The following is a 25,532-nucleotide window of genomic DNA, read 5'->3' on the forward strand; positions in this document are numbered from 1 at the left end:
TTTCTTAAATTGTACGCAGGGCTAAATGGGATCTTCAGTGCCTGACAGGCCTCAGCGGTTCAGCGGCGCCACAAAGCGGCTATCGGCCGCGCTGTAGATCCACGGTTCATCCACATCCGTCACCTTGAAGCGCAGGGCCTGCGAACTGCTCGCCGGTTTATCCGCCAGCAAGGCCACCGACACCGGTACATCACTGATTTCCCCCGGCGCCAGGCTGATCTCGGTCTTGCCTTGCAGCTGGAAGCCATCGGCGTCCACCAGTTCCAGGCGGTAGTCCTGGTGCTGTTGGGTCTTGTTGATCACCTTGAGGCTGTAGATGTTTTCGATCAGGCCCTGGGCGTTCTCACGGAACATGCCACGGTCCTTGGTGACATCCAGTGACACCATCGGCCGTTCCACCAGCGCCACCACCAACGCCGCAATCATCACTAACAGCACGGCACTGTAGCCGATCAGGCGCGGCCGTAGCAGGTGGGTCTTGCCGCCTTGCAGTTGATGTTCACTGGTGTAGCTCACCAAACCGCGCGCGTAGCCCATCTTGTCCATGATCGAATCGCAGGCGTCGATGCACGCCGCGCAGCCTATGCATTCCATTTGCAGGCCATCGCGGATGTCGATGCCGGTCGGGCAGACCTGCACGCACAGTTGGCAGTCAATGCAATCGCCCAGACCGACGTCGGCGGGTTTGACCTCACGTTTGCGCGGGCCACGGTGTTCGCCGCGGGCCACGTCGTAGGAAATGGTCAGGGTGTCCTTATCAAACATTACGCTTTGGAAACGCGCATACGGGCACATGTGCATACACACCGCTTCACGCAGCCAGCCCGCGTTGAGATAGGTGGCACCGGTGAAAAACAGCACCCAGAACAGGCTGACGCCGCCCATTTGCCAGGTCAGCAATTCTGCGGCCAGCGGGCGGATGGGTGTGAAGTAGCCGACAAAGGTCAGCCCGGTCAGCACGCTGATGCCCAGCCACATCGTGTGTTTGGCCGAGCGTCGCGCCAGTTTGTTCAGGCTCCAGGGCGCGGCTTGCAGCTTGATGCGCTGGTTGCGTTCACCTTCGGTGACCTTCTCGCACCACATGAACAGCCAGGTAAACGAGCTTTGCGGGCAGGTATAGCCGCACCACACGCGGCCGGCAAATACGGTGATCGCAAACAGGCCGAAGGCGCAGATGATCAACAAGGCCGACAGCAGGATGAAGTCCTGCGGCCAGAACGTGGCGCCAAAAATGTGGAATTTACTGTCCGCCAGGTCCCACAGCACCGCCTGCCTGCCACCCCAGTTCAGCCACACGGTGCCGAAAAAGGCCAGGAACAGAAAGCCTGCACCGCACACGCGCAAAGTGCGGAACACGCCGGTAAAGCTGCGGGTATGAACCAGGTTGTCGCTGGATTTGGCCTTCACCTTCTTTGGGTGTATGGGCTCAAAGGTTTCCACGGTGGGGATTCGTTCGCTCATGGTCGTTCGCTCATCAGCCTCCATCAGGCGGATGAACTATGCGCGTGGCTCTGTTTGCATAACAGACTCAGCTAGGGCGATAAAAAGCGGATCAGATGGACTATGAGAGAGTCGCTGCGACAATCCGCTGCACCCCGTGGAACAAGCGGCGCAGCATTGTCTGGGGTGTGCTGATGCAGATCAATCAAATCAACGAACCAGGGCCGTCGGCCTTTACATGTTGACGCTCATCGTGGGCGCCCGCGACCGTCAGCGCGTCTGCCTCGGCTTCGGTGATATAGATCCGCTCGCCCGCCAATTCCACGTAAGACATGGATTTGTCGATGTCGGTAACAATATTGACCCGGGTCGCTGGCACGCTCTGTTCCTGGCCGTTGTCATCGAGCATGAAGTAGCACAGTTGGTTTTCGATACGTATGGGCATGCTGATCTCCTGTTTTGTGAGCTATTGAAGGTTAGGGGACGGCGCTGCGCAGGGGTTCCAGGCAACTGACTGGCGGTCGCCGCTGTCCATCCTTTACCAACAATGACAAAGGACAGCTGAGATGGACGCTTGGTGGCATGAAGTGTGGCAAACCCTGCAGGCTGAATTTGCCGACATCGGCGACGCCAGGCAGCTCACCCAGATCACTGTGCGGCTGCTGATCGCCTCGATCCTCGGCGGCATTCTCGGTTTTGAGCGAGAGAGCAAGGGCAAGGCCGCCGGGGTGCGCACACATATGCTGGTGGGGTTGGGCGCTGCGCTGTTTGTCATGGTGCCGCAAATGTCTGGCAAGCAGGCGGATGCCATGAGCCGGGTGGTACAGGGCGTGATCGCCGGGATCGGCTTTCTCGGCGCTGGCACGATCATCAAGGGCAAGGATGATGAAGACGGCCATGTCAAAGGCCTGACCACCGCAGCCGGCTTGTGGATGACCGCTGCGATTGGGGTCTCGGCCGGGTTGGGCCGGGAATCGACAGCGGTTCTGAGCACATTCCTGGCCTTGGTGGTGTTCAGCGTGATGCCGAAAATCGTCAAGCGTTTCGAGAAGGACTGACGATCACCGGGGGCATGGTCGTCGGCGGTTCTTCGACCGGCGGCGGCTCATTTTCTGGCGGCTCCTTTTCCGGAATTGGCGCCGGCTCGGTCGGCGGCAGGGTCGGGATGTCGATATTGGGGTCCGGCGTTTCAGCCGGGATTGGGATATTCATCGGTGTGGCCTCCTTTGTGCTTGGCTCTAGCGGTGGACAGCCGCCGGGCTGAATTGATTCCCGCCCAGTGGCGACACATTCACCTGAACTTTTAACAGCGACGCAGGCTCGGACCTATAAGCGGCGCTGCTCAGGGAGAGCATGGCCGCACCAGAATTCGGATCAAGCAAAGAGCGTCCATAGGGCGTAAGGGGAAGATGCTCGATGACTGCTGAAGCACAGGTTCCAGAGAACGCCATATTGCCGCTGTCCAAGGCGCTGTTGCTGCCCAGGATTGCTATCGAAAGCACCACCCCCGTGATTGACGGCGGCGAATTCGCCGTCAAGGCCGTGGTTGGCCAAAGGGTCAATGTCACCAGCAACGTGTTCGCCGACGGCCATGACAAGCTCGCCGTACTGATCCGCTGGCGCCCGCTGCAGGAAGAGAGCTGGCACAGCGTGGTGATGACTGATGTGGGCAACAATGGCTGGGAGGGCGCGTTTACCGTCACCCAGCAAGGCCTCCACGAATATTGCATTGAAGCCTGGATCGATACCTTCGCCAGCTTCTGCTACGAGCTGCGCAAGAAGCATGAAGCCGGCGTACCGGTCAGCCTGGAATTGCAGGAAGGCCGCAGCCTAGTGCTGCAGGCCGCCGAACGCAGTGACAATGAACTGCGCGACCGCCTGATGCTGCTACACCACGAACTCTCCGGCCTGTTGGAAACCGAGCAGGTCGCGAAGTTTCTGCGCGAAGACAGTGCACACCTGATGACCCAGGCCGATCACCGCGCTTATTTGAGCATCAGCACCGTGTACCCGATTGATGTGGAGCGCGAGGCCGCACTGTTCGCCAGTTGGTACGAGCTTTTTCCGCGCTCGATCACTGACGATCCTGCGCGTCATGGCACCTTTAATGATGTGCACTCGCGGCTGTCGATGATCCATGACATGGGTTTTGATGTGCTGTACTTCCCGCCCATCCATCCGATCGGGCGCAGCCACCGCAAAGGCAAGAACAACTCCCTCACTGCTGGCCCTGATGATCCGGGCAGCCCGTATGCGATCGGCAGTGAAGAGGGCGGCCACGAGGCCATTCACCCGCAACTGGGCAGCCGCGATGACTTCCGTCGCTTGGTGCAGGCCGCTGCCGACCATGGCCTGGAAATCGCCCTGGACTTCGCCATCCAGTGTTCCCAGGACCATCCTTGGCTCAAGGAACATCCGGGTTGGTTCAACTGGCGCCCCGACGGCACGATCAAATACGCGGAAAACCCGCCGAAAAAGTACCAGGACATTGTTAACGTCGATTTTTACGCGGCGGACGCGATTCCAGGCCTGTGGACCGAACTGCGCGATGTGGTGGTGGGTTGGGTGGAAGAGGGCGTGAAAACCTTCCGTGTCGACAACCCGCACACCAAGCCGCTGCCATTCTGGCAATGGTTGATCAGCGACGTCCGTGCCAAGCACCCGGACGTGATTTTCCTCGCGGAGGCGTTCACCACGCCGGCGATGATGGCGCGCCTGGGCAAGGTCGGTTATTCCCAGAGCTACACCTATTTCACCTGGCGCAACACCAAGGCCGAGCTGAGCGAATACCTGACGCAGTTGAACGCGTCGCCATGGCGCGAATGCTACCGGCCGAATTTCTTCGTCAATACGCCGGATATCAATCCGCCGTTTTTGCATGAGTCAGGCCGCCCGGGCTTTTTGATCCGCGCCGCGCTGGCCACCATGGGTTCGGGCCTGTGGGGCATGTATTCGGGCTTTGAGTTGTGCGAAGCGGCGCCGGTGCCGGGCAAAGAGGAATACCTGGATTCAGAGAAGTACGAGATCCGCCCGCGAGACTTCACTGCCCCCGGCAACATCATCGCCGAGATCGCTCAGCTCAACCGCATCCGCCGGCAAAACCCGGCGCTGCAAACGCACCTGGGCTTGAAGCTTTACAACGCGTGGAACGACAACATCCTGTATTTCGGCAAGCGCAGTGAGGATGGCAGCAACTTCATTCTGGTGGCGGTCAACCTTGACCCGTTCAATGCCCAGGAGGCCAGTTTCGAGTTGCCATTGTGGGAATTGGATTTGCCGGATGACGCCGAGACCCAAGGCGAAGACCTGATGAACGGCCATCGCTGGACCTGGTATGGCAAGACCCAGTGGATGCGCCTTGAACCGCAGATGCCGTTTGGAATCTGGCGTATCACCACATCCTGAGCCAAGTGAAGATCAACTGTGGGAGCTGGCTTGCCGGCGATAGCGGTACATCAGTCAACACGTGCTGTGCTGACACACCCTTATCGCAGGCAAGCCCGCTCCCACATTAAACCGCGTTCATTCAGCCGGTTTTTTCAGAATTTCCAGGAGTTTCCAATGGCGAAGAAACCCAACGCTGCCACCTTTATCAAAGACCCGCTCTGGTACAAAGACGCGGTGATTTACCAAGTTCATGTCAAATCCTATTTCGACTCCAACAACGACGGCATCGGTGACTTCCCCGGGCTGATCGCCAAGCTCGACTACATCGCCGACCTGGGTGTAAACACCATCTGGCTGCTGCCGTTCTACCCTTCGCCACGGCGCGATGACGGTTACGACATCGCCGAATACCGGGGCGTGCACAGCGATTACGGGACCATGGCCGACGCCAAGCGCTTCATCGCCGAGGCGCATAAGCGCGGGCTGCGTGTGATCACTGAGCTTGTGATCAACCACACCTCCGACCAGCACCCTTGGTTCCAGCGTGCGCGCAAGGCCAAGCCCGGCTCCGCAGCGCGGGACTTCTACGTCTGGTCGGATGACGAACAGAAATACGACGGTACGCGCATCATCTTTCTCGACACCGAGAAATCCAACTGGACCTGGGACCCGGTCGCCGGCCAGTACTTCTGGCACCGCTTCTATTCCCACCAGCCGGACCTCAACTTCGACAACCCGCAAGTCATGAAAGCCGTGCTGTCGGTCATGCGCTACTGGCTGGACATGGGCATTGACGGCCTGCGCCTGGACGCCATCCCGTACCTGATCGAACGCGACGGCACCAACAACGAAAACCTTCCCGAAACCCACGATGTGCTCAAACAGATCCGTGCGGAGATCGATGCGCATTACCCGGACCGCATGCTGCTGGCCGAAGCCAACCAGTGGCCGGAAGATACGCAGTTGTATTTCGGTGACAAAAAGGGCGACGACGGCGATGAATGCCATATGGCCTTTCACTTCCCGTTGATGCCGCGCATGTACATGGCGCTTGCCCAGGAAGATCGCTTCCCGATCACCGATATCCTGCGGCAGACGCCGGAGATTCCCGCCAATTGCCAGTGGGCGATCTTCCTGCGCAACCATGATGAGCTGACCCTGGAAATGGTCACCGACAAAGAGCGCGATTACCTGTGGAACTACTACGCCGCCGACCGTCGCGCGCGCATCAACCTGGGCATTCGCCGCCGCCTGGCGCCGTTGATGGAGCGAGACCGTCGCCGTGTCGAACTGCTCAACAGCCTGTTGTTGTCGATGCCTGGCACGCCGACCCTGTATTACGGCGATGAAATCGGCATGGGCGACAACATCTATCTCGGCGACCGCGATGGCGTGCGTACGCCGATGCAATGGTCCATCGACCGCAACGGCGGCTTTTCCCGCGCCGACCCGGCCAGCCTGGTGCTGCCGCCGATCATGGACCCGCAATATGGCTACCAGTCGGTCAACGTCGAGACCCAGGCCCAAGACCCGCATTCGTTGCTGAACTGGACCCGGCGCATGCTGGCTGTGCGCAAGCAGTCCAAGGCGTTTGGCCGTGGCAGCTTGAAAATGCTCTCGCCGAGCAACCGCCGCATCCTGGCGTATACCCGCGAATTCACCGGCGAAGACGGACGCCACGAGATCATCCTGTGCGTGGCCAACGTGTCACGCAGTGCCCAGGCGGCCGAGCTGGATCTGTCGGCGTTTGCTGGCATGGTCCCGGTGGAGATGCTCGGCGGCAATGCCTTTCCGCCCATCGGCCAGCTGAATTTCCTGCTGACCCTGGCGCCTTATGGTTTCTATTGGTTTGTCTTGGCGGCCGAGAATCAAATGCCCAGCTGGCATGTGGAGCCTGTTCAAGGGATGCCGGACTTCACCACACTGGTACTGAAAAAGCGTATGGAAGAACTGTTGGAAGAACCCTGCCGCACCTCGCTGGAGCAGACTGCGCTCCCGGCCTGGCTGCCCAAACGCCGCTGGTTTGCCGGCAAGGACACGGCTATCGACAGCGTGCGCATTGCCTATGGGGTACGTTTTGGCGACCCGCAACACCCGGTACTGCTCAGCGAGCTGGAGGTGACCGCAGGTGGTCAGGTAAGTCGCTATCAACTGCCGTTTGGCTTCCTTGGCGAGGACCAGTTCACCAGCGCATTGCCGCAGCAACTCGCGATGGCCCGTGTGCGTCGGGCACGCGAGGTGGGCTTGGTGACCGACGCGTTCAGCCTTGAGCACTTCATCCGCGCGGTGATCCAGGGCCTGCAGGCCGGCACGGTGCTCAATTCCAGCGAAGGCGACCTGCGGTTTGAAGCCACAAAACATCTGGACGCGCTGCAACTGACGGACGAAGCACAAGTGCGCTATTTGTCCGCCGAGCAGTCCAACAGCTCAGTGGTGGTGGGCGAGGGCCTGGTGCTCAAGCTGATCCGCAAAGTCAGCGCCGGTGTGCACCCGGAGCTGGAAATGAGCGCCTACCTCACCGCAGCCGACTACCCGAATATTTCGCCGCTGCTGGGTTCGGTGATTCGCCGCGACGCCGACGGCCATGACAACCTGCTGATGATTGCCCAGGGTTACCTGAGCAACCAGGGCGACGCATGGAGCTGGACGCAGAACAACCTGGAACGGGCGATCCGCGACGAGCTTGCCCAAGCCATCTCGGAGCAGGAACAGCACTACAACGCCCTGGGCGAACTGGCCGACTTTGCCGGATTGCTCGGCCAGCGCCTGGGTGAAATGCACGTGGTGCTGGGTGCAAAAACCACAGACAAAGACTTCAAGCCCGAAGTGACCACGGCCAAGGACACTCAGGCCTGGGCCAAGGATGTCGGCGCGCAGCTCGACCGCGCGCTGCAGTTGCTACAGCTGCACCAAAACCATTTGAACCCTGTGGAGCAAGCGCTGGTCAGTGATTTGCTGGCGCAGAAAAAGGCCATCGCCAGCCATGTTCAAGCCCTGGCGAAAGCCACGGCAGGCGGGCTGCGCATCCGCGTCCATGGTGATTTGCACCTGGGCCAGGTGCTGGTGGTGAAGGGCGATGCCTACCTGATCGACTTCGAAGGTGAACCGGCACGACCGCTGCACGAACGACGCGGCAAGCACAGCCCGTATAAAGATGTGAGCGGCGTGTTGCGCTCCTTCGATTACGCGGCGGCCATGGCGCTGAATGTGCAAGGGGTCGATCACTCACCCGAGGCGGGCATATCGCGCAAGCGTGTGACCGATCGTTACCTGAAAGAAGCACGCCAGGCCTTTATCGAGGCTTATCAGTCGGCTACGTCTACACTGGCGCATGACTGGCAGGATGCCAAAGGCCAGGACGCAGCGCTGACCTTGTTCAGCCTGGAGAAGGCCGCGTATGAAGTGGCTTACGAAGCGGAAAACCGTCCGACCTGGTTGCCGGTGCCCTTGCAAGGGTTACACGGCCTATTGAGTGGGCTAACACCAATATCGAAAACTGCACGCGGTGGGGAATCGTCATGAGCTTTACACATAAAGAACCGCTGCAACCGAAGTTGACTGCACTGCCGGCGTCCAAGGACGTCGACGCACTGGTACGCGCCGAACACCATGACCCGTTCTCGGTTCTCGGGCCACACGATGATGAGCACGGCGGCCAGTTTATCCGCGCATTCCTGCCGGAGGCCTTGAGCGTCCAGGTACTGGCGCGTGACAGTGGCGAGCAGATCGGCAGCCTGGACGCGAGCCAGGTGCCGGGGTTGTTTGTCGGGCACTTCACTACACGCCAGGCGTACCTGCTGAAAATCCAGTGGGCCGGTGGTGAACAGATCACCGAAGACCCCTACAGCTTCCAACAACTGTTGCTCGGTGAAATGGACCTTTACCTGTTTGCCGAAGGCAATCATCGTGACCTCAGCAGTTGCCTGGGTGCCCAAGTGACCACGGTCGACGGCGTGCAAGGTGTGCGCTTTGCCGTATGGGCACCGAATGCGCGGCGCGTATCGGTGGTGGGCGACTTCAATGTCTGGGACGGTCGCCGTCACCCGATGCGCCTGCGCCATCCTTCCGGCGTGTGGGAGATCTTTATCCCACGCCTGGAACCGGGCGCAGCGTACAAATATGAAATACTTGGCGCCAATGGGATCCTGCCGCTCAAGGCCGACCCGATGGCGCTGGCCACTCAACTGCCACCCGACACCGCATCCAAGGTTGCCGAACCCTTGCAGGTCGACTGGCAGGACCACGAATGGATGCAGTCACGCCTCGACAAGCAAAAATCCACCGCGCCACTGTCGATCTACGAGCTGCACGTGGGCTCATGGCAGTGCGAGTTGGACGAGGCGGGCGAAGTAGCCCGCCAATACAACTGGCGCGAGCTGGCTGAGCGGTTGATTCCTTACGTGCAGCAACTGGGCTTCACCCACATTGAGCTGATGCCGATCATGGAGCACCCGTTCGGTGGCTCCTGGGGTTACCAAGCGTTGTCACAATTCGCGCCGACGGCGCGGTTCGGTTCGCCGGAAGATTTCGCCTATTTCGTCAATGCCCTGCATCAGGCCGATATTGGCGTGATTCTCGACTGGGTTCCGGCGCATTTCCCGACGGATACCCACGGCCTTGCGCAATTCGACGGCACCGCGCTGTACGAATATGCCAACCCGTTGGAAGGCTTCCACCAGGATTGGGACACGCTGATCTACAACCTGGGTCGCACCGAAGTGCATGGCTTCATGCTGGCCTCGGCGCTGCATTGGCTCAAGCACTTCCATATCGACGGCCTGCGCGTTGATGCCGTAGCGTCGATGCTCTACCGCGATTATTCGCGCAAGGCCGGCGAATGGGTGCCTAACCGCCATGGTGGGCGGGAGAACCTTGAAGCCATCGACTTCCTGCGTCACCTCAACGATGTGGTGGCCCTGGAAGCGCCGGGCGCCTTGGTGATTGCCGAGGAATCCACCGCCTGGCCGGGTGTGAGCCAGCCGACCCAACAGGGCGGTCTGGGCTTTAACTACAAATGGAACATGGGCTGGATGCACGATTCCCTGCATTACATCCAGCAGGACCCGGTGTACCGCGCCCATCACCACAACGAACTGAGTTTTGGCCTGGTGTATGCCTGGTCCGAGCGGTTTATCCTGCCGATCTCCCACGATGAAGTGGTGCACGGCAAGCACTCGTTGATCGACAAGATGCCCGGCGACCGCTGGCAGAAGTTTGCCAACTTGCGCGCCTACCTGGCATTCATGTGGATGCACCCCGGTAAGAAACTGCTGTTCATGGGCTGCGAATTCGGCCAGTGGCGCGAGTGGAACCATGATCAGCAACTGGACTGGTACCTGCTGCAGTACGCGGAACACAAGGGCGTGCAGAAGCTGGTCGGCGATTTGAATCGCTTGTATCGGGAGGAGCCGGCCCTGCATGAGCAGGACGACGCACCGCAGGGCTTCCAGTGGCTGATTGGCGACGATGCGATCAACAGCGTCTATGCCTGGCTGCGCTGGAGCAAGGACGGCAAGCCGGTGCTGGTGGTGGCCAACTTCACCCCGGTGCCGCGTCAGGGCTATCAAGTCGGTGTGCCGTTTGGCGGGCGTTGGAGTGAGGTGATCAACAGCGACGCCGACATGTACGCAGGTTCCAATTATGGGAACGGCGGCGAGGTGTTTACCCAGGATGAACCACTCCATGGTCAACCGGTGTCGCTGTCGTTGAACGTGCCGCCACTTGGGGTGCTGATTCTGCGGCCAGAAACGCTTTAAAGGCGCTACCGTGCTCGATTCTGTTGTCCATGCTGGTGGCAGGGTGCCACAATAGCGCCATTCTCGGGGGCAGTAGATCAGGCGGATTTCATGAATGGCCTTGGGCGTGGGCAGGACCAGGATTGCGTTATAGAGGAGTTGGTGCGAGCTGACCGTTTGCACCAGCTGTTTCGGCAGTCATTTGCCGCCATTCTCGGCAGTTTCTTGGCAGCGGTCATGCTCTGCTGGCTCTGCTGGGACCGGTTTGACCATCAGGTCATCCTGGTCTGGCTGGTGGTGTTGGCGGGGTCATCCCTGTTGCGCGTCAAGATGTTTGTAGAGTGGTTTCGCTGCCCTAACGCCGAGCGCACGCCGGATCTGTGGGAGCGCCGTTATTGGATGACGCTGGTGTTTTCCGCCGGGATCTGGGGCTTCGGCGCCTTGGCGGTGATGCCGACGGATGATCGCCTGTCCCAGGTGCTGGTTATGTTGTTTACCGTGGGCATGTCGGTCAGCGCGGTATCCTGTTACTCGGCTTATCGTTACATGACCCTGGCCTCCATGGGCCTGGTGCTGCTGCCGTGTACGCTGTGGCTGCTGTTCCAGCCTTCTTCGATGCAAGTGGGTGTGGCCATCGCCGTATTGGTGTTCTCCACCTTTGTCGTCAGCGCCACGCGCAAGTTGTCCGATGCATTGGAAAAGGCGTTTCGCCTGACCCGGCAAATGGAACGTGCCCACAATATCTCCACTCGCGCCGCACAGACCGATGAGCTCACCGGTCTGATGAATCGCCGCGCGTTTTTCGAACATGCCCAGCGGCTGCATGAACAATGCCTTCACAACCAGCAGCCGCTGTGCGCGCTGATGATGGACATGGACCACTTCAAGGAAATCAACGACACCTACGGCCACCAGACCGGGGACCAGGTGTTGCGCCAGATCGGAGGGGTGATCAGCGCGTCCTTTCGCGAGGCGGACGTGTATGGGCGCGTGGGCGGCGAGGAGTTTGCGGTATTGCTGCCCAATACTTCGCTGGAAACGGCGCGGGGTATTGCCGAGCAACTGATCAAGGCCATTTCCAGCCTGGACTCTGAACCCGTGCAAGGGTTGACCGCCAGCCTGGGTGTGGCGTCCACCCATGCCCAGGACCAAGACCTGCACGGCCTGATGAATACCGCCGACAAGGCGCTGTACCGCGCCAAGGCGCAAGGTCGCAATCAGGTGGCGGTGGCGCAGTAGGGCTCAGTCCTGGACATTGCCTTGGTCAGCGCCCGCGCGACCTGGTCGGCGGAATAGGGCTTGGGCAGGAACTCGACGCCTTCATAGCCACTTTCGGCCAGCTCTTCGCTGTAGCCGGAGGTGAGCACCACCGGCAAGTCCGGGCGCCATTGACGCAGCTTTTTGATCATCGCCACACCGGTCATGCCAGGCATCACCACATCCGAAAATACCCCATCGAATGCCAGGGCATCCGTACCGGACAGCGCGAGTGCCTGTTCGGCATCGGTGGCCCAGGTGGTCTGGTAACCCAGGTCCTGCAGGATCTGGTTGGCAAAGCGGCCCACTTCCAGGTTGTCTTCCACGATCAGGATATGGCGCTGGGTCGTATCTTGGGGCAGTTGCTGGCCTGTCGGTGTCGGTGTGTGGTGCGTCATCTGCGGCGCCACTTCTGGCAGGTACAGGGTAAACACCGTGCCCTGGTCTGAGTGGCTGGCCACGTCAACGTTACCGCCGGACTGCTTGGCAAACCCGAATACCTGGGACAACCCCAGCCCCGTGCCTTTGCCTACCGGCTTGGTGGTAAAGAACGGCTCGAAAATGCGCTCGAAGGTGTCAGCCGGAATGCCGCTGCCAGTGTCAGCCAAGGAGACGGTTACAAAAGGTTGGCGTACTTGCTCATCGCCGCGGATGTGCGGCATTGCGTCTACATCGGCCACGCGCAAGGTCAGGGTGCCTTGGCCCTCCATCGCATCCCGGGCATTCAGGGCGATATTGATCAGTGCGGTCTCGAACTGGCTGGTGTCGACACGTGCATAGCAAGGCCGCTCGGGCAGTTGCACCTGCACATGGATACGCGCGCCGGTGACGCTTTCGAGCATTTCGCCGATGTTCTTGACCCGTTGCCCGACATCGAAGACTTCCGGGTTCAGGGGTTGGCGCCGAGCGAAGGCGAGCAGTTGGCTGGTGAGCTTGCTGGCGCGCTCGACGGTGTCGGAAACCGCGCCCATATAGCGTTGGCGTCGCGCCTCGGAGAGCCCGGGCTGACGCAGGAAATCCACGGACGAACGAATGATGGTCAACAAGTTGTTGAAGTCATGGGCCACGCCACCGGTCAATTGGCCGATGGCTTCCAGCTTCTGCGACTGGCGCAGCGCGGCTTCGGCCTGGGTGAGGGCAGCGGTGCGCTCTTGCACGCGTTGTTCCAGGGTCGCGTTCAGCTCGGCGAAGGCGGCCAGGCCTTCGCGTACGGCGGCGTCGGCACGCACCCGCTCGATATGCGCCCAGGAGCGCTCGGTGACTTGGCCGACCAATGCCAGGTCATCAGGCGACCAGACCCGGGCGGTTTTGTGGTGCACGGCCATCAACGCGGTCAGGCGGCCATTCTTGATCAGTGGGAAGCACGCGGTCGCCAGCGCCCCCAGGGCCTGATAGCTGGCGGCAACCTCGGGGGCGAACTCAATGCGACTGTCTTCGACCACCAACGGTTCACCGCCGCGCAGTTGTTGCACCGCCCTTGCGCCGAACGAGGCCAGGCGGTAGCGCCCCACGGTGCTTGGCGAGCCGGGCGCGGCCCAATTGCCACGAATGGTAAAGCCGTCCTCATCGTCGTCCATATCGGCGTAGGCGCAATTGGAGACTTGCAAGTGCTTGGCAAGCAGTCGCGTAGTGATCGACATGATACTTTCGGCGTCGGCAGCATTCGCCACGGCGCTGCCCACTGCGTCCAACACGGCCAGGCGGCGGGTCAGGAGTACGGTGGCGGTGGTTTCGGTGACGGTATCGAGCATCCCCACGACGTTGCCCTTGGGATCGCGGATGGGGCTGTAGCAAAAGGTAAAGTACGCTTGTTCGACACCCATGCCGCGCTCGATCTGCAGCGGGAAGTTCTCGATATAAGTGGCACGGCCTTCGAATGCCGCGTTGGCAATAGGGCTGATGTCTGCCCAGACCTCACCCCAGACTTCGCTGAACGGGCGGCCCAATGCATCGGGTTTATCGCCCAGGATCGGAACGAAGGCGTCGTTATACAACATAGTCAGGTGAGGCCCCCACACGATGGATTGGGGGAAACTCGAGGCAAGGCATAACGCGACGGTGGTCTTGAGCACGTCCGGCCACTGCCCCGGCGGCCCCAGGGGCGTTTTCGCCCAATCATGCTGGCGAACCCGCTCAGCCATGTCGCTGCTGCTTTGCAGCCATTTCATCATTGCAAGAGCACCTTGTTTACCTCGGTCTGTTTATCCGCCCCGTATGTCAGGCTGCCAAGCTACAGACCGGGATGGCCGCTGCCAGTTCAGCGGGATTATCCATGAGATGGCAATTTGATGCTTCCTGCACTTCAATCTGCCAATACCGCGTTTATTGTGCGCCGAAAACCCCCGTCCAATAGATGCCTGCGTCACTCTTCGGGTCCATCGCATAGGCCGCACCCAGCTCGCGGAATTGCGGGTTCATGAGGTTGGCGCAATGGCTGGGGCTGGCAAGCCAGCCGTCGACGACCTTGCGTGGCGTGTCCAGGCCGGCAGCGATATTTTCGCCGATGGCCTTCGCGGTGTACCCGGCCAGTTCGGCGCGGTCGCCGGGGGTACGGCCGTCATGGTCGAGGTGGTCGAAGAAGTTACCGTTGGCCATGTTGCGCGTATGGCTGTTGGCGGCGCCGGCCAGGTTTTCATTCCAGGACAATGGCGTGGTCGCGGTAAACGCCTGGGTACCGCATTGGCGCGGTTGGGCGCGGGCGGTATTGATCAGGTTGAGCAATTGCTTACCTTCGGTCTGCCAATCGCCCAGGCCGCTGGTCAGCAGTGGGCGGGCGAGCACGATGCGCCAGTCCTGGCCGCTGTTGCTCACGCCGATGTCGACAAATTGCGGGTCCAGCACCACACGGCAGAAGCTTTCGCGCACTGCCTTCATGGCTGACTGCGCGTCCTTGGGCCCCGACAGGCTGATGGCCTGCACGTTGACCATCGGGTACGCGGCCCGCGCCAGCGCTTGCTGCAAGTCGCCCACATTGTTGGCGGGCAGCACCAATCGCGTGTCGCTGGCCAGCGGTGGGAGTTCCTGGGAACCCTGGTCACCGCAGCGTTGCACATGGCTGCGGTATTGGTTGATCTGTTGGACTAACTGACTTTCTTCATTCGCCATCGCGGTGGCGCAGAACACCGTAGTGGCGGCCAGCGTCGTAAGACCCATCATCAATGACAGAACGCGCATGGACGTTACCCTTGAGCTTGAAAGTGCCCATGATGCGCGATCCGGGTGCATCCATGCACCCGTTAGTCCGAACTTTTTCCTTAAGTTTTTGCATGCAGAGTGTTTACGGCCCTGATCGCACAACGCGAACACCACCACCAGCGCTGCAGAAATGGCGAGAATAATCAGAACGCCATCAGTGGAATGCGCCAATCGCCGTCCAACAGGAACTCGTTGCCGTTGATGGTCAGCAGGCACACGCACTGGCTAATTGGCTTCTGAGGAAGTCATGGAAGGCCGCGAAGTCGTCATTTTCTGCGCGAATGGCGCTGAGAACCCGTACGAAAAGCGAATAGGGGGCTGGAGCACAAGCATGGGAGAACCTTGTTGATCAGGGTATCAGGCAATAGTCGTTACGATTTTATCTTGTCAATATCTGTGTCGTATCGCTCCTGCGAGCAGGATCAATACGAGCGCCCCGCCGAAAGTGGCGTGCAGGCCGCTGGCCACTGACTGTGCAGTAGCGTGCGTCACCTCCGGCGTGGCCCAGGCGAACACGGCGCCGAGGGCCAACGTGCCGACAATCAAGCCGAGATTGCGCTTTGCGTGAGGTGTGCGGGCTGCAACGGGTACAATCGCCGCTGCCTTGATGCTAAACCCAGGAATTTGCATGTTCAGCCTTACCCGCTATACCACACCGTGCCCCGAGCTTGTGAATGGCCAGATCCTGCAGATGGTGGTGGACAACCTCACCGACATCAGCAGCGTGGGACTGCCGCCGAGCAACCTGCTGTACAACATCTACCAGTACGCCACCGGCTTTGAGGTGCACCTGTACCTCGAAGCACTGAACGGTTCAAAAGGCATTGCCGTCGAGTTGGTTGTGGCGACCGATGCGCAGGACCCGGAAAAGGTCATTGGCTTTGTGCTGTGTCTGCCAGTGAAGGATGACCCCGAGGCGTGTGGCGTCGCTTTCATGGCGGTGCAAGTCGGTTACCGGCGCCAGGGTGTGGCACGCGCGATGATGCGCGACGTGCTGAGTCGTTATCCCCATGCGGAGCTGGCGTGCTCAGTGGAAAAGGTGCCGGCGTTTGAAGGCATGGGCTTTCGAGTGCGCGGCGCGCGCGGTACCCAGGTGCTGATGAACACGCGGGACTACGGCACCGATGGCTTGATGGGGGGACTGGATGTGGCGGCGATCTACAGCTCGCTGGAAGTGCGGCAGATTCATACGTATCTGCTGCAAAAGCACGGCAAGCGGGCGATGGTGGATGCGGAGAAGCAGCGCGATCGGCATCTTGATCAGTTGGCGCGTAAGGTTCAGTTGTTTGTGGCTGCGCACTGACCCGCTCACGAGGAGGTGCGATGTGGCCTTGGTGGTCAGCCTTTCGGTGACTGAACCACCGCAATCGCAGGTAAGCCCACCCCCACAACACGCCGACTGACACTGATCTAAAGGCGGCCGCGATTAACCATCGCCAGTATGGTCGCCAACAACTCCTGTTGCGCCTCTTCACGGCTGATCTCGCCACTGGCCGCCGCCTGGGACAACGCTTCCGCCGCCCCCAGCATGGCGCGCAAACCGGCCTGGGATAAGCGCCCAAAAGGCGACAGCGCGGCGCGGCACTTGTCGAGGAAGATCGCCTCGTACTGGCGCTTCAGGGCTTCCAGCTCCGGCGAGCTGCTGAGTGCCGCAATCACCCCCGGAATTTCCCGGCCTTGCAATAACACACAATCCACATAGGACTCGGCGATCACCCAGGCCCGCCCTTCAAGGGTGGCGCTGCTGGCTGCTATGGCGTTGGCAAATACCCGATCCTGGCGCGCATCAAAATCCTCATACAGCGCGGTCAGCAACCCGGCACGGGTGACGAAATGGTCGTAGACCACCGGCTTGGTCACACCCGCCAGTTCTGCCAGGCGGCCGAGGGTCAGGGCTTCGGTGCCTTCATCGCGCACCAGTTGCCAGGCCACATCCAGCAATTGGCGCAGGCGATCTTCACGGGACAGGCGACGACGTGGGGTAGGGAATTCGCTGCTTGACATGCTTATATACCAAAAGTAACTTACCAATCGTAACTTAAGCCCAGCGTAACCCCAAAGGGAGTCAATGTCATGCACGCACTCATCGTTGTTGCTCATCACGACCCGCAATCCCTCACCCATAGCGTCGCCGCGCAGGTGGCTGCTGGCCTGGCTGCATCAGGCCACACCTTTGAAATTGCCGACATCGCCGCCGAGGGTTTTGACCCGCGCTATACCGCGGTCGACCACTTGGTGCACCGCACTCGCGCCACGCCACCGGCCGACGTACTGGCCGAACAGGCCCGCATCGACCGCGCCGACGCCTTGGTGCTGGCGTTTCCGATTTACTGGTGGTCGTTGCCAGGTCTGCTCAAAGGTTGGATCGACCGCGTCTTCATCAATGGGTGGGCGATCGACTACCGCCCCGATACGCCGGTGGTGAAGAAGCTGCGGCACTTACAGGTGCACCTGCTGGCCTTGGGCGCCGCCGATGACGATGCATTCGACCGACACGGCTATGCCAAGGCAATGCGCACGCAGATCGACGACGGGATCTTCGACTACTGTGGCGCACAGGTGGTGACGTCGGCGCTGATGCTGGAATCGGAAAGCGGCGGGGCGCAGGCGCATCTGCAAAAGGCCAAGACCGTGGGCCAGGGTTTGTTCGAGCGGGAGACGGTCGCCGGTTGACTCAACCTTCGCGGAACAGGTCGTGGGCATCCAGCAGGCGGTAGGCGATCTCTGGTCGTTTCTCCAGGCCTCGGCGGATCGCGGCAGGGATCGATTGTCGGGTTTTGCGGCACATGCCCGGCAGTTCATCGATCACGATCTGGATCCCGCGCATGCTCTTGACTTCGGTATGGCCTGGCGCGATATGCACGCGAATGCCCAATTGCTGGTACATCAGCTCTTGCAGGCGCTCCAGGTCTTGCAGGCTCTTGAGGTCTTCAAGGCGGTCGAGCAGTTTCTTCTCTTCCTGGCGCGTCAGGTTGAGGATGCGCAGATCGGCAGCTGGCGCGTGCAGCAGTTGTTCGCGGTCGCAGACGCAAGCGCCGGGTGGGCAGGGTTGGCGAATCGTCATGTGCACGGCCTCCCCATTCCGACGCTGATCGCTCAGTAGGTCAGTGCAACCCCAAGACTGCCCAACGCCTTCCAGTACTCAGGATAGGTCTTGGCTACGCAGTCCGGGTCCTGAATGCGGATGCCCGACACTTTCAGCCCGGCCAGGGCAAAGCACATGGCAATGCGGTGGTCGGCGTGGGTGTCGATCAGCGCGCTGCACGACGTGCCGGCCAGCGCTGGATCGCTAGCCACCAGCAGGTCGTCGCCTTCGATGGTCGCCAGGCCCGGGCGGATCTCGTTCAGGCCGTCATGCAGCGCCTGTACGCGGTCACATTCCTTGACCCGCAGGTTGGCCAGCTCAGTGAAACGCACCGGGGTGTTATTGAACGCGGCGAGCACCGCCAGGGTCGGGATGGCGTCCTGCATCTGCGAGCCGATCACGGTTGCCTGCATGTCTGGGAATTGCGCGATCACCGCCTGGGCCTTGGCGTCCGGCTGAGTAAAGTCTTGCGCGGCTACGCCGATGTCGATGCGGCCACCGGTCAACACTTCAGCGGCCCACAGGTAAGTGGCGGCGGAGGCGTCGGGTTCGATCAGATAATCATGGGCGCTGTAGCCGGTAGAGGCGACGCGCCAGGTGGTGTCGTTGACTTCTTCAACCTGGGCACCAAAGGCACGCATGCAGTCCAGGGTCAGGTCCACATAGCCACGCGCACCGATGTCCTTGCCGGTCAGCGCCACTTCAATCGGCGCTTCACCGCAGGCGGCGAGCATCAGCAGGGCCGATACGTATTGGCTGGACAGGCCGCCGTCGATCTCGAAGCGTTTGGCTTTGATTTTGCCTACGCCGTGTACGCTGACGGGTGGGCAACCGGTGGGGCTGTCGACCTGGATGCCGTTCTGGCTGAGGGTCGCCAGCAGCGGGCCGATCGGGCGTTTTTGCATGTAGTCATCGCCGTCCAGCACCACGGTGCCTTCGACGGTGGCAACGGCTGCGGTGAGGAAGCGCATGGCGGTGCCAGCGTTGCCGAGGAACAGCGGTTGGGCCGGCAGTTGCAGTCTGCCCTGGCCGGTGACGACGAAGGTGGTGCCGTCCGGCTCGTCGATGGTCACGCCCATTTGGCGCAGGGCTACCGACATGTGGCGGGTGTCATCGCTTTTGAGCGCGCCGCTGAGGCGGCTGGTGCCCTTGGCCAGTGCCGCCAGCAGGAGGGCGCGGTTGGTAATGGATTTGGAGCCGGGGGGCGCGACCTTGCCATTGAGGGGGAAGTTGGGCGGTGTAACGGTCACGGTTTTCTGCGAACTCAAGGTACAGGGCTCCTGATTCAAGGCACGGGCGGCGGGCGGAGTTGAATAATCGGGTATAGATGCGGTGCTTGTCGAGCCATGGGGTCATGACCGCAGGTATTTTTTGGGTGTACATCGATCTAACTGTGGGAGTTGGCTTGCCTGCGATGGCGGTCTATCGGGGTACATATCCGTTTTTTTGGTAACGGCGGGTATTGGTTCTGCCTTTAGTCCGGCCAGCGTGTTTGACGGGGCGCCTGAGATCAAGATCAAAAGCCAAATTATCGCTTCGTTAGCCAGTAATCATGCAGCGCCCACGCTGCCGGTTCGATTTCGCTGACGCGCTGCTGGTGCGCCTGCACATTCAGGTCGGCGGGTAATTCGAAATTGTCTTGTTCGGCGCACCAGGAGATTTTCTCCAACTCTGCGGCCTGGGCGGCTGGCAGTTCCGGCCAGTTGCCGATGGCGGCGCCGCGGATGTAGCCAAAGCACCATTCTTCGGCGAGGGTCACGGTTTGGCCCTGGTGTTCGGTTTCATCGAATCGGGCCTTGAAACCCTTGGCATCAGTCGCCAGTTGTTCGGCCAGGGTGTTGAGATGGCGAACGCACAGTTCGAGGAAGCTTTGCGCTTCGTCCATGTTGTCCCATTCCGGGTTCTGGCCGCCCCAGATGGCCGGGAACCACTCCGCCACGTCCACTTGGACCGGGCTGGACACGAGCGCGGTGAAGTAGCCGTCGAGTTCGGCCAGGTTCAATACGCTATGGTCGTCGCCGTATTTGAGCAGGGCATCTTCGATCGATTCAAATTCGGCGCAGGTGAGGGGGTGGGCGTGCATGGGCATATCCTTTAAACGTCGAGCGCCGCTGAGGGGGCGGCTTAAAGCCCGAAGGATGGCGTGTACGCAGGGTTTTATCCAGCGTCTTTTTCTTCACGGTGTACAGTCCCGCTTTTGGCCGATGCGTCCTTGCGCACCCTTGTTATAGTTCGGGCCTAATTACTCGCCAGCCAGGGATCACTGCCATGCCCGAATACCAAGCTTTCGTCGTCGAACTCACCGGCAACGTTGCCCATGTGCAGATAAACCGCCCGGAAAAGATCAACGCGATGAACGCGGCGTTCTGGACCGAAATCATCGACATCTTCCAATGGGTCGAAGACACCGACGCCGTGCGCGCCGTGGTGCTCAGTGGCGCCGGCAAGCACTTCTCCTCAGGGATAGACCTGATGATGCTGGCCTCGGTCGCCAACGACCTCGGCAAGGACGTGGGCCGCAACGCGCGCCTGCTTCGACGCAAGATCCTCGAACTGCAGGCCTCGTTCAATGCCGTCGACAACTGCCGCAAGCCAGTGCTGGCGGCAATCCAGGGTTACTGCATCGGCGGCGCCATCGACCTGATCAGCGCTTGTGATATGCGCTACGCCGCCGAAGACGCGCAATTCTCGATCAAGGAAATCGATATCGGCATGGCCGCTGACGTTGGCACCCTGCAACGCCTGCCACGCATTATTGGCGACGGCATGCTGCGTGAGCTGGCCTACACCGGCCGCCAGTTTGGCGCCGAGGAAGCGCGCAGCATCGGACTGGTCAACCGTGTGTATCCCGATCAGGACAGCCTGTTGGCCGGCGTCATTGAAATCGCTCATGAAATCGCCGCCAAGTCACCGATTGCGGTCACTGGCACCAAGGCCATGATTAGCTACATGCGTGATCACACCGTCAATGATGGCTTGGAATACGTTGCCACCTGGAACTCGGCTATGTTGCAATCCAACGACCTTCGCGTGGCCATCGCGGCCCACATGAGTAAGCAGAAACCCGAATTCGTGGATTGACTGACATGACCCCAGGCTGGATTACCACAACGCTGCTGGACAACGACACCCCGGGTGGCTGGGCCGTTGCCCGCAGCCGTGAGGGCTTTTTGCATGACACCAATGGCCCGATGTTTCCGCGTGAATGGCTAAAGCGCCAGGACCTTTCGGTGTTTGCCGAGCACGGCATCGGCCACCTCGACGGCGAGCCGGTGTACCTGCTGGAACTCAACGCGGCGGCTGAAGTGCCGGGCTGCAGCTGGCAGGGCTTGCGCGGCTTCATGCTGCAAGGTGATCACACCCTGTACAAAGTGTTGGGCTATGCGGCGCAGATCGGCACGTGGGCACGGGAGCATCGGTTTTGCGGCAGTTGCGGCCAGGCCATGGCCCAGGTGCCACGCGAGCGGGCGATGTATTGCCAGGCCTGTGACCTGCGCAGCTACCCGCGAATCTCGCCGAGTATGATCGTGCTGGTGACCCGTGGCGACGAGATCCTGCTGGCGCGTTCGCCGCGTTTTGTCACAGGCGTGTACAGCACGTTGGCGGGGTTTGCCGAACCGGGCGAGTCCGCCGAAGATTGCCTGGTCCGCGAGGTTCGCGAAGAGGTGCAGGTGGAGGTCAAGAACATCCAGTACATGGGCAGCCAGTGCTGGCCGTTCCCGCATTCGATGATGCTGGGTTTCCACGCTGAATACGCGGGTGGCGATATCGTGCCTCAGGCTGACGAGATTGAGGACGCGCAGTGGTTCAATATCCACGACCTGCCGCCGTTGCCGGCGTCACGTTCGATTGCGCGTTACCTGATCGACCTCTACCTGGCCCGTCGTCTAGGCCACGCTGAACCAGTGCTGCCAGGCTAGGCGCACGGTCAGGCCGAGTACCACGGTGATAAACACTGGGCGAATGAATTTGGCGCCGCCGCTGATCGCGCTGCGTGCGCCGAAGAACGCGCCACCCATTACCGAAATGCCCATCGCCAGGCCGACGATCCAATCCACCGAGCCGTTGAAGATAAATACCGACAGCGCCGCCGCGTTGCTGACGAAATTCATGCTGCGCGCCACGCCGCTGGCTTTGACCAGATCGATGGGGTACAGCAGCATCGTGCTCACCGTCCAGAACGCCCCGGTGCCGGGGCCCGCTACGCCATCGTAGAAGCCCAGGCCAAAGCCCTGGGTGGCTTGCCATTTCTTCTTGATCGGCGCATCTGCGTCCAGCGGCGCCTTGGGGGTACCGCCGAACAGCAGGTACACACCACAGGCAAATACGATCACCGGCAGCATTTTGTTGAGGGTTTCTGCAGGCAGATAGTGCGCGACTACTGCGCCAGCGAGCGCACCCACCAGCGTACCGACGATGGCGTGCACCCACTGGCGCGGGTGGAACAGCTTGCGGCGGTAAAAGGTAAAGCTGGCGGTCGCCGAGCCGAACGTGGAGCTGAGCTTGTTGGTGCCCAGTACCAGATGGGGTGGCATGCCGGCGGTGAGCAGGGCCGGCGTGGTGAGTAAGCCGCCGCCTCCGGCAATGGCGTCGATGAAGCCGGCGATGAACGCGACGACGGCCAGGATGGCGAGGGTGGTGAGGTCTACGCTGAGTTCGAAGGGCATGGGCAGGACTTATTCTTGGAAGGGCGCTAAGCGAAAGGCCGCCATCTTACCCGTCTGAGGTATGCAGATCCAAATGTGGGAGCGGGCTTGCTCGCGAATGCGGTGCATCAGCTAGCACATTCAGTGACTGACACAGCGCATTCGCGAGCAAGCCCGCACAGATTTTTAACCGTGCCGACTTACTAGCGGCGTGCCTCGATCCACTCCAGGGCGGTGCGCCAGACACAAATCCCCAGGAAGTAAGCCGACATCACCGACCATAATCCAAACGTCCACGGGTTGGTGTTTGGATAATCCACCACCATCAAAAAGCTGCACAGCAACCAAATCGTGGTCACCGCGATATTGATCGGCATGAATCGCTTAACCCGGAACGGGTGCAAGAACTTCATTGGCGTTACGGTCAGCAGCGCCAGGCCAAGCACTGTGAGCAAGGTGACCCAGGCTTGCGGCTGGATGATATAGACACACAGTGCAACCACGTTCCATGCCGCGGGGAAGCCGACGAAGTAGTTGTCCTTGCTTTTCATGTTCACGTTGCAGAAGCAGAACAGCGACGAGACCAGGATCACCGACACCGTCAACAGGTGGGTAAATTCCGGCAGGTCGATATAACGGTAGATAAACAGCGCCGGAATAAACACATACGTCAGGTAATCAATCACCAGGTCCAGTACCGATCCGTCGAAGCTCGGCAAGACCGTGCTCACGTTGACCCGTCGCGCCAGTGAACCGTCGACGCCGTCCACCACCAGCGCCAGGCCGAGCCACAGCAGGCAAGCCTTGGGTGAGTTTTCCAGCAGCGCCAGGGTAGCCAGGAAGGCCAATACCACACCGGTGGCGGTAAAGCCGTGGGCGCCCCAGGCTTTGAGTCTGGCTACATGCAGGGTCGATATCACGGGCGGTTCTCCAAAAGGTGAAACGGGGCAGCCGACAACGTGACGCTGTCGAGTCTGGCCGGGGAATGCAGGTATCGACCGGGAAGGGGGTCAGAAGGTTCACCAACCGGGTGCATCACTTAGCGTAGCAAGCGTAAGCCGTTTCGGCATCAGCCCTGGCGGAACACCAAGGCCTTTAAGCCGCTTTGCGCATCAATATCAGGAAATTCCGGCGGGTTTTGCAGCCGTTCGACGAATCGTAACCCGGGTGCCTCTTGTGTCACACCGTCGATCAGGAAGTCCTCGCCGAGGGCGGGGTCGTTCATGCACGCCAACACGGTGCCCTGTGGGGTCAGCAAGTCCGGCAGGCGCCGCAATACGCGCTGGTAATCCTTGGTCAGCAGGAAACTGCCTTTCTGGAACGACGGCGGGTCGATGATCACCAGGTCGTAGGGGCCGCTGTTGGTGACCTTGGCCCAGGACTTGAACAGGTCGTGGCCCAGAAAGCTGACCCTGCTCAGGTCATGACCATTCAGGCGATGGTTGTCGCGGCCACGGCTCAGGGCGCCGCGCGCCATGTCCAGGTTGACCACGTGGTCGGCGCCGCCTTCGATGGCGGCCACGGAAAACCCACAGGTGTAGGCAAACAGGTTGAGTATCCGCTGGCCCTTGGCGTGTTCGCGAACCCAGTTGCGGCCGTAGCGCATGTCGAGGAACAGCCCGCTGTTCTGTTTTTTACCCAGGTCGATCAGGTAACGCAGCCCGCCTTCAATAATGGTCAGCTCGTCGATAGGGTTGCCCACCAGCCATTCGGTGGTGCTTTGCGGCAAGTAGCGGTGTTGCAGCGCGACGGTGTAGGCATTGAACTGCGTCTGCAGCAGCTGTTTCAGGGCGTGCAGGTGTTCTGCATCAGGCGCCTTGAACAACGACACCAGCAGCACGCCTTGTAGCCAGTCCACCGTCAATTGCTCAAGGCCCGGCCAGCAGCGGCCACGGCCGTGGAACAGGCGCCGGGTTTCAGCCGGTGGGCTGGCCAGGGCGGTGAGCAAGTGAGTGTGCAGGGTGGTGAGTGCTTCTGGGTTCATCGTTAAACGTCGGTCATTGAGCGGGCGGCATTTTAAACACAATTGCGTCGTTAGAATGCAGCGATCAAGGGTGAACCAAACACGTCCCGAATAAACCCTGGCGCGATATACCGTTCGTAATGCGCCTCGGACAGCAGGAAAAACTCCCGATCAATCGCGTCGCGCAGGTCCGCCAAATGGCGCTCACGAAACTCCGGCAACAAGGCCAGGCCATACGCATCCAACTTGGAAATCACCCGCGCACCCCGGGCTATCAGTTGGTATGCCCAGCAATACGGCGATTGGTGCGGCATAAAGGGGATCGTGCGACTTTCCAGCTGCTGGCGCAGCAGGTGCGCATCAAACACTTCCAGTTTGCTGGTCATCACCTGCACCAACAATTGCTCAAGGCGCAGCCACACGGCCTGCTTTTCGTCGGCGTTGTAGCCGTTCCACTGGATCACTTCGTGGTGATAGCGTTTGCAGCCCCGGCACACCAGGTCACCGTAAACGGTAGAGCACAGGCCGACGCAAGGTGTCTTGATGGTTTGATTGGGCATAAGTGGCAATTTGCAAAGTCTGTAAAACACCGCAGACCTAACTGTGGGAGCGGGCTTGCTCCCACAGTTAGGTCTGTGTCGTTGATTAGTCCCAGCTCAACGCGCCGCCAGTCTGATACTCGATCACACGGGTTTCGAAGAAATTCTTCTCTTTCTTCAAGTCCATGATCTCGCTCATCCACGGGAACGGGTTGGTGGTGCCTGGATACTCTTCTTTCAAACCAATCTGCGACAGGCGACGGTTAGCGATGAACTTGAGGTAGT

At 60.5% G+C, this 25,532-nt stretch carries 22 protein-coding genes and 1 pseudogene; 9 read left to right on the plus strand and 14 right to left on the minus strand.

The features are described 5' to 3' along the window. Positions 1-51: 51 nt before the first annotated feature. Both ccoG and AACY36_RS22345 read right to left on the minus strand, forming a co-directional pair. Positions 52-1,461 carry a cytochrome c oxidase accessory protein CcoG gene (ccoG, locus tag AACY36_RS22340; RefSeq protein WP_339427999.1) on the minus strand — a complete coding sequence of 470 codons (1,410 nt, stop codon included), beginning with the start codon at positions 1,459-1,461 and terminating at the stop codon, positions 52-54. Positions 1,462-1,645: 184 nt separating this feature from the next. Further along, positions 1,646-1,885: a DUF3203 family protein gene (locus AACY36_RS22345; RefSeq protein ID WP_339418470.1), complete on the minus strand. Its 240-nt coding sequence runs from the start codon at positions 1,883-1,885 to the stop codon at positions 1,646-1,648. A gap of 121 nt (positions 1,886-2,006) precedes the next feature. Between AACY36_RS22345 and AACY36_RS22350 the strand changes: the two genes are divergently transcribed. Beyond that, a complete protein-coding gene (locus AACY36_RS22350; protein WP_339497590.1) occupies positions 2,007-2,498 on the plus strand; it encodes an MgtC/SapB family protein in 492 nt (163 codons plus the stop codon). On the opposite strand, the gene AACY36_RS22355 is transcribed toward AACY36_RS22350, so the two are convergent. Continuing rightward, positions 2,476-2,652, minus strand: a complete 177-nt coding sequence (locus tag AACY36_RS22355) for a hypothetical protein (RefSeq protein WP_339418472.1) — start codon at positions 2,650-2,652, stop codon at positions 2,476-2,478. The genes AACY36_RS22350 and AACY36_RS22355 overlap by 23 nt on opposite strands. 204 nt (positions 2,653-2,856) lie before the next feature. On the opposite strand from AACY36_RS22355, the gene AACY36_RS22360 reads away from it, so the two are divergent. The 4 genes from AACY36_RS22360 (at position 2,857) to AACY36_RS22375 (ending at position 11,801) form a co-directional block, all read left to right on the plus strand. Beyond that, on the plus strand, positions 2,857-4,845 hold the full coding sequence (locus AACY36_RS22360; RefSeq protein WP_339497591.1) for an alpha-1,4-glucan--maltose-1-phosphate maltosyltransferase: 1,989 nt from the start codon (positions 2,857-2,859) through the stop codon (positions 4,843-4,845). A 156-nt stretch (positions 4,846-5,001) separates the two neighbouring features. Next, positions 5,002-8,349: a maltose alpha-D-glucosyltransferase gene (gene treS, locus AACY36_RS22365; protein ID WP_339418476.1), complete on the plus strand. Its 3,348-nt coding sequence runs from the start codon at positions 5,002-5,004 to the stop codon at positions 8,347-8,349. Continuing rightward, positions 8,346-10,583, plus strand: coding sequence for a 1,4-alpha-glucan branching protein GlgB (glgB, locus tag AACY36_RS22370; protein ID WP_339436700.1), 2,238 nt, complete (start codon positions 8,346-8,348; stop codon positions 10,581-10,583). Before treS ends, glgB begins: the two co-directional genes overlap by 4 nt. Positions 10,584-10,673: 90 nt before the next feature. After that, positions 10,674-11,801 (plus strand): GGDEF domain-containing protein, encoded by a 1,128-nt coding sequence (locus tag AACY36_RS22375; protein WP_339418480.1) that lies wholly within the window; start codon positions 10,674-10,676, stop codon positions 11,799-11,801. Here the strand turns inward: AACY36_RS22375 and AACY36_RS22380 are convergent. Further along, complete coding sequence (locus tag AACY36_RS22380; RefSeq protein ID WP_339418482.1) at positions 11,780-13,990, minus strand: ATP-binding protein; 2,211 nt, start codon at positions 13,988-13,990, stop codon at positions 11,780-11,782. The genes AACY36_RS22375 and AACY36_RS22380 overlap by 22 nt on opposite strands. 151 nt (positions 13,991-14,141) lie before the next feature. After that, complete coding sequence (locus AACY36_RS22385) at positions 14,142-14,993, minus strand: CAP domain-containing protein (protein ID WP_339418511.1); 852 nt, start codon at positions 14,991-14,993, stop codon at positions 14,142-14,144. Between the two features lie 649 nt (positions 14,994-15,642). Here AACY36_RS22385 and AACY36_RS22395 point away from each other — a divergent pair. Further along, positions 15,643-16,317, plus strand: coding sequence for a GNAT family N-acetyltransferase (locus tag AACY36_RS22395; RefSeq protein ID WP_339427995.1), 675 nt, complete (start codon positions 15,643-15,645; stop codon positions 16,315-16,317). A gap of 107 nt (positions 16,318-16,424) precedes the next feature. Here the strand turns inward: AACY36_RS22395 and AACY36_RS22400 are convergent, their stop codons facing one another. Further along, on the minus strand, positions 16,425-17,018 hold the full coding sequence (locus AACY36_RS22400) for a TetR/AcrR family transcriptional regulator (protein WP_339418486.1): 594 nt from the start codon (positions 17,016-17,018) through the stop codon (positions 16,425-16,427). Between the two features lie 69 nt (positions 17,019-17,087). On the opposite strand from AACY36_RS22400, the gene AACY36_RS22405 reads away from it, so the two are divergent. Then, positions 17,088-17,687: an NAD(P)H-dependent oxidoreductase gene (locus AACY36_RS22405; protein WP_339497592.1), complete on the plus strand. Its 600-nt coding sequence runs from the start codon at positions 17,088-17,090 to the stop codon at positions 17,685-17,687. Between the two features lies 1 nt (position 17,688). On the opposite strand, the gene AACY36_RS22410 is transcribed toward AACY36_RS22405, so the two are convergent. From AACY36_RS22410 to AACY36_RS22420, 3 genes are all read right to left on the minus strand, one after another. Continuing rightward, positions 17,689-18,078: a hypothetical protein gene (locus tag AACY36_RS22410; protein ID WP_339418488.1), complete on the minus strand. Its 390-nt coding sequence runs from the start codon at positions 18,076-18,078 to the stop codon at positions 17,689-17,691. A gap of 32 nt (positions 18,079-18,110) precedes the next feature. Continuing rightward, positions 18,111-19,367, minus strand: a complete 1,257-nt coding sequence (locus AACY36_RS22415) for a 3-phosphoshikimate 1-carboxyvinyltransferase (protein WP_339497593.1) — start codon at positions 19,365-19,367, stop codon at positions 18,111-18,113. 260 nt (positions 19,368-19,627) lie between these two features. Then, entirely contained in the window at positions 19,628-20,182 is a 555-nt protein-coding gene (locus AACY36_RS22420; protein ID WP_339456537.1) for a UPF0149 family protein, read from the minus strand. 185 nt (positions 20,183-20,367) lie between these two features. On the opposite strand from AACY36_RS22420, the gene AACY36_RS22425 reads away from it, so the two are divergent. Together AACY36_RS22425 and nudC are read left to right on the plus strand one after the other, a co-directional pair. Beyond that, on the plus strand, positions 20,368-21,180 hold the full coding sequence (locus tag AACY36_RS22425) for a crotonase/enoyl-CoA hydratase family protein (protein ID WP_339418491.1): 813 nt from the start codon (positions 20,368-20,370) through the stop codon (positions 21,178-21,180). 5 nt (positions 21,181-21,185) lie between these two features. Next, positions 21,186-22,019, plus strand: a complete 834-nt coding sequence (gene nudC / locus AACY36_RS22430) for an NAD(+) diphosphatase (RefSeq protein WP_339418493.1) — start codon at positions 21,186-21,188, stop codon at positions 22,017-22,019. On the opposite strand, the gene AACY36_RS22435 is transcribed toward nudC, so the two are convergent. The 5 genes and pseudogenes from AACY36_RS22435 to AACY36_RS22455 all read right to left on the minus strand — a co-directional run. Next, positions 21,987-22,766 (minus strand): TSUP family transporter, encoded by a 780-nt coding sequence (locus tag AACY36_RS22435; protein ID WP_339418495.1) that lies wholly within the window; start codon positions 22,764-22,766, stop codon positions 21,987-21,989. The two genes, nudC and AACY36_RS22435, sit on opposite strands and share 33 nt — an antisense overlap. Before the next feature lie 182 nt (positions 22,767-22,948). Continuing rightward, positions 22,949-23,665 carry a phosphatidylcholine synthase gene (gene pcsA / locus AACY36_RS22440; RefSeq protein WP_339418497.1) on the minus strand — a complete coding sequence of 239 codons (717 nt, stop codon included), beginning with the start codon at positions 23,663-23,665 and terminating at the stop codon, positions 22,949-22,951. Between the two features lie 149 nt (positions 23,666-23,814). Next, complete coding sequence (locus AACY36_RS22445) at positions 23,815-24,729, minus strand: class I SAM-dependent methyltransferase (RefSeq protein ID WP_339418499.1); 915 nt, start codon at positions 24,727-24,729, stop codon at positions 23,815-23,817. 50 nt (positions 24,730-24,779) lie between these two features. Beyond that, positions 24,780-25,268, minus strand: a complete 489-nt coding sequence (locus tag AACY36_RS22450; protein ID WP_339497594.1) for a DUF1289 domain-containing protein — start codon at positions 25,266-25,268, stop codon at positions 24,780-24,782. Between the two features lie 85 nt (positions 25,269-25,353). After that, a pseudogene (locus AACY36_RS22455) lies at positions 25,354-25,532 on the minus strand (ribonucleotide-diphosphate reductase subunit beta); the annotation flags it as partial.

Origin of the sequence: Pseudomonas sp. EA_15y_Pfl1_P101, assembly GCF_963970835.1 — a bacterium.
Taxonomy (GTDB): domain Bacteria; phylum Pseudomonadota; class Gammaproteobacteria; order Pseudomonadales; family Pseudomonadaceae; genus Aquipseudomonas; species Aquipseudomonas tritici.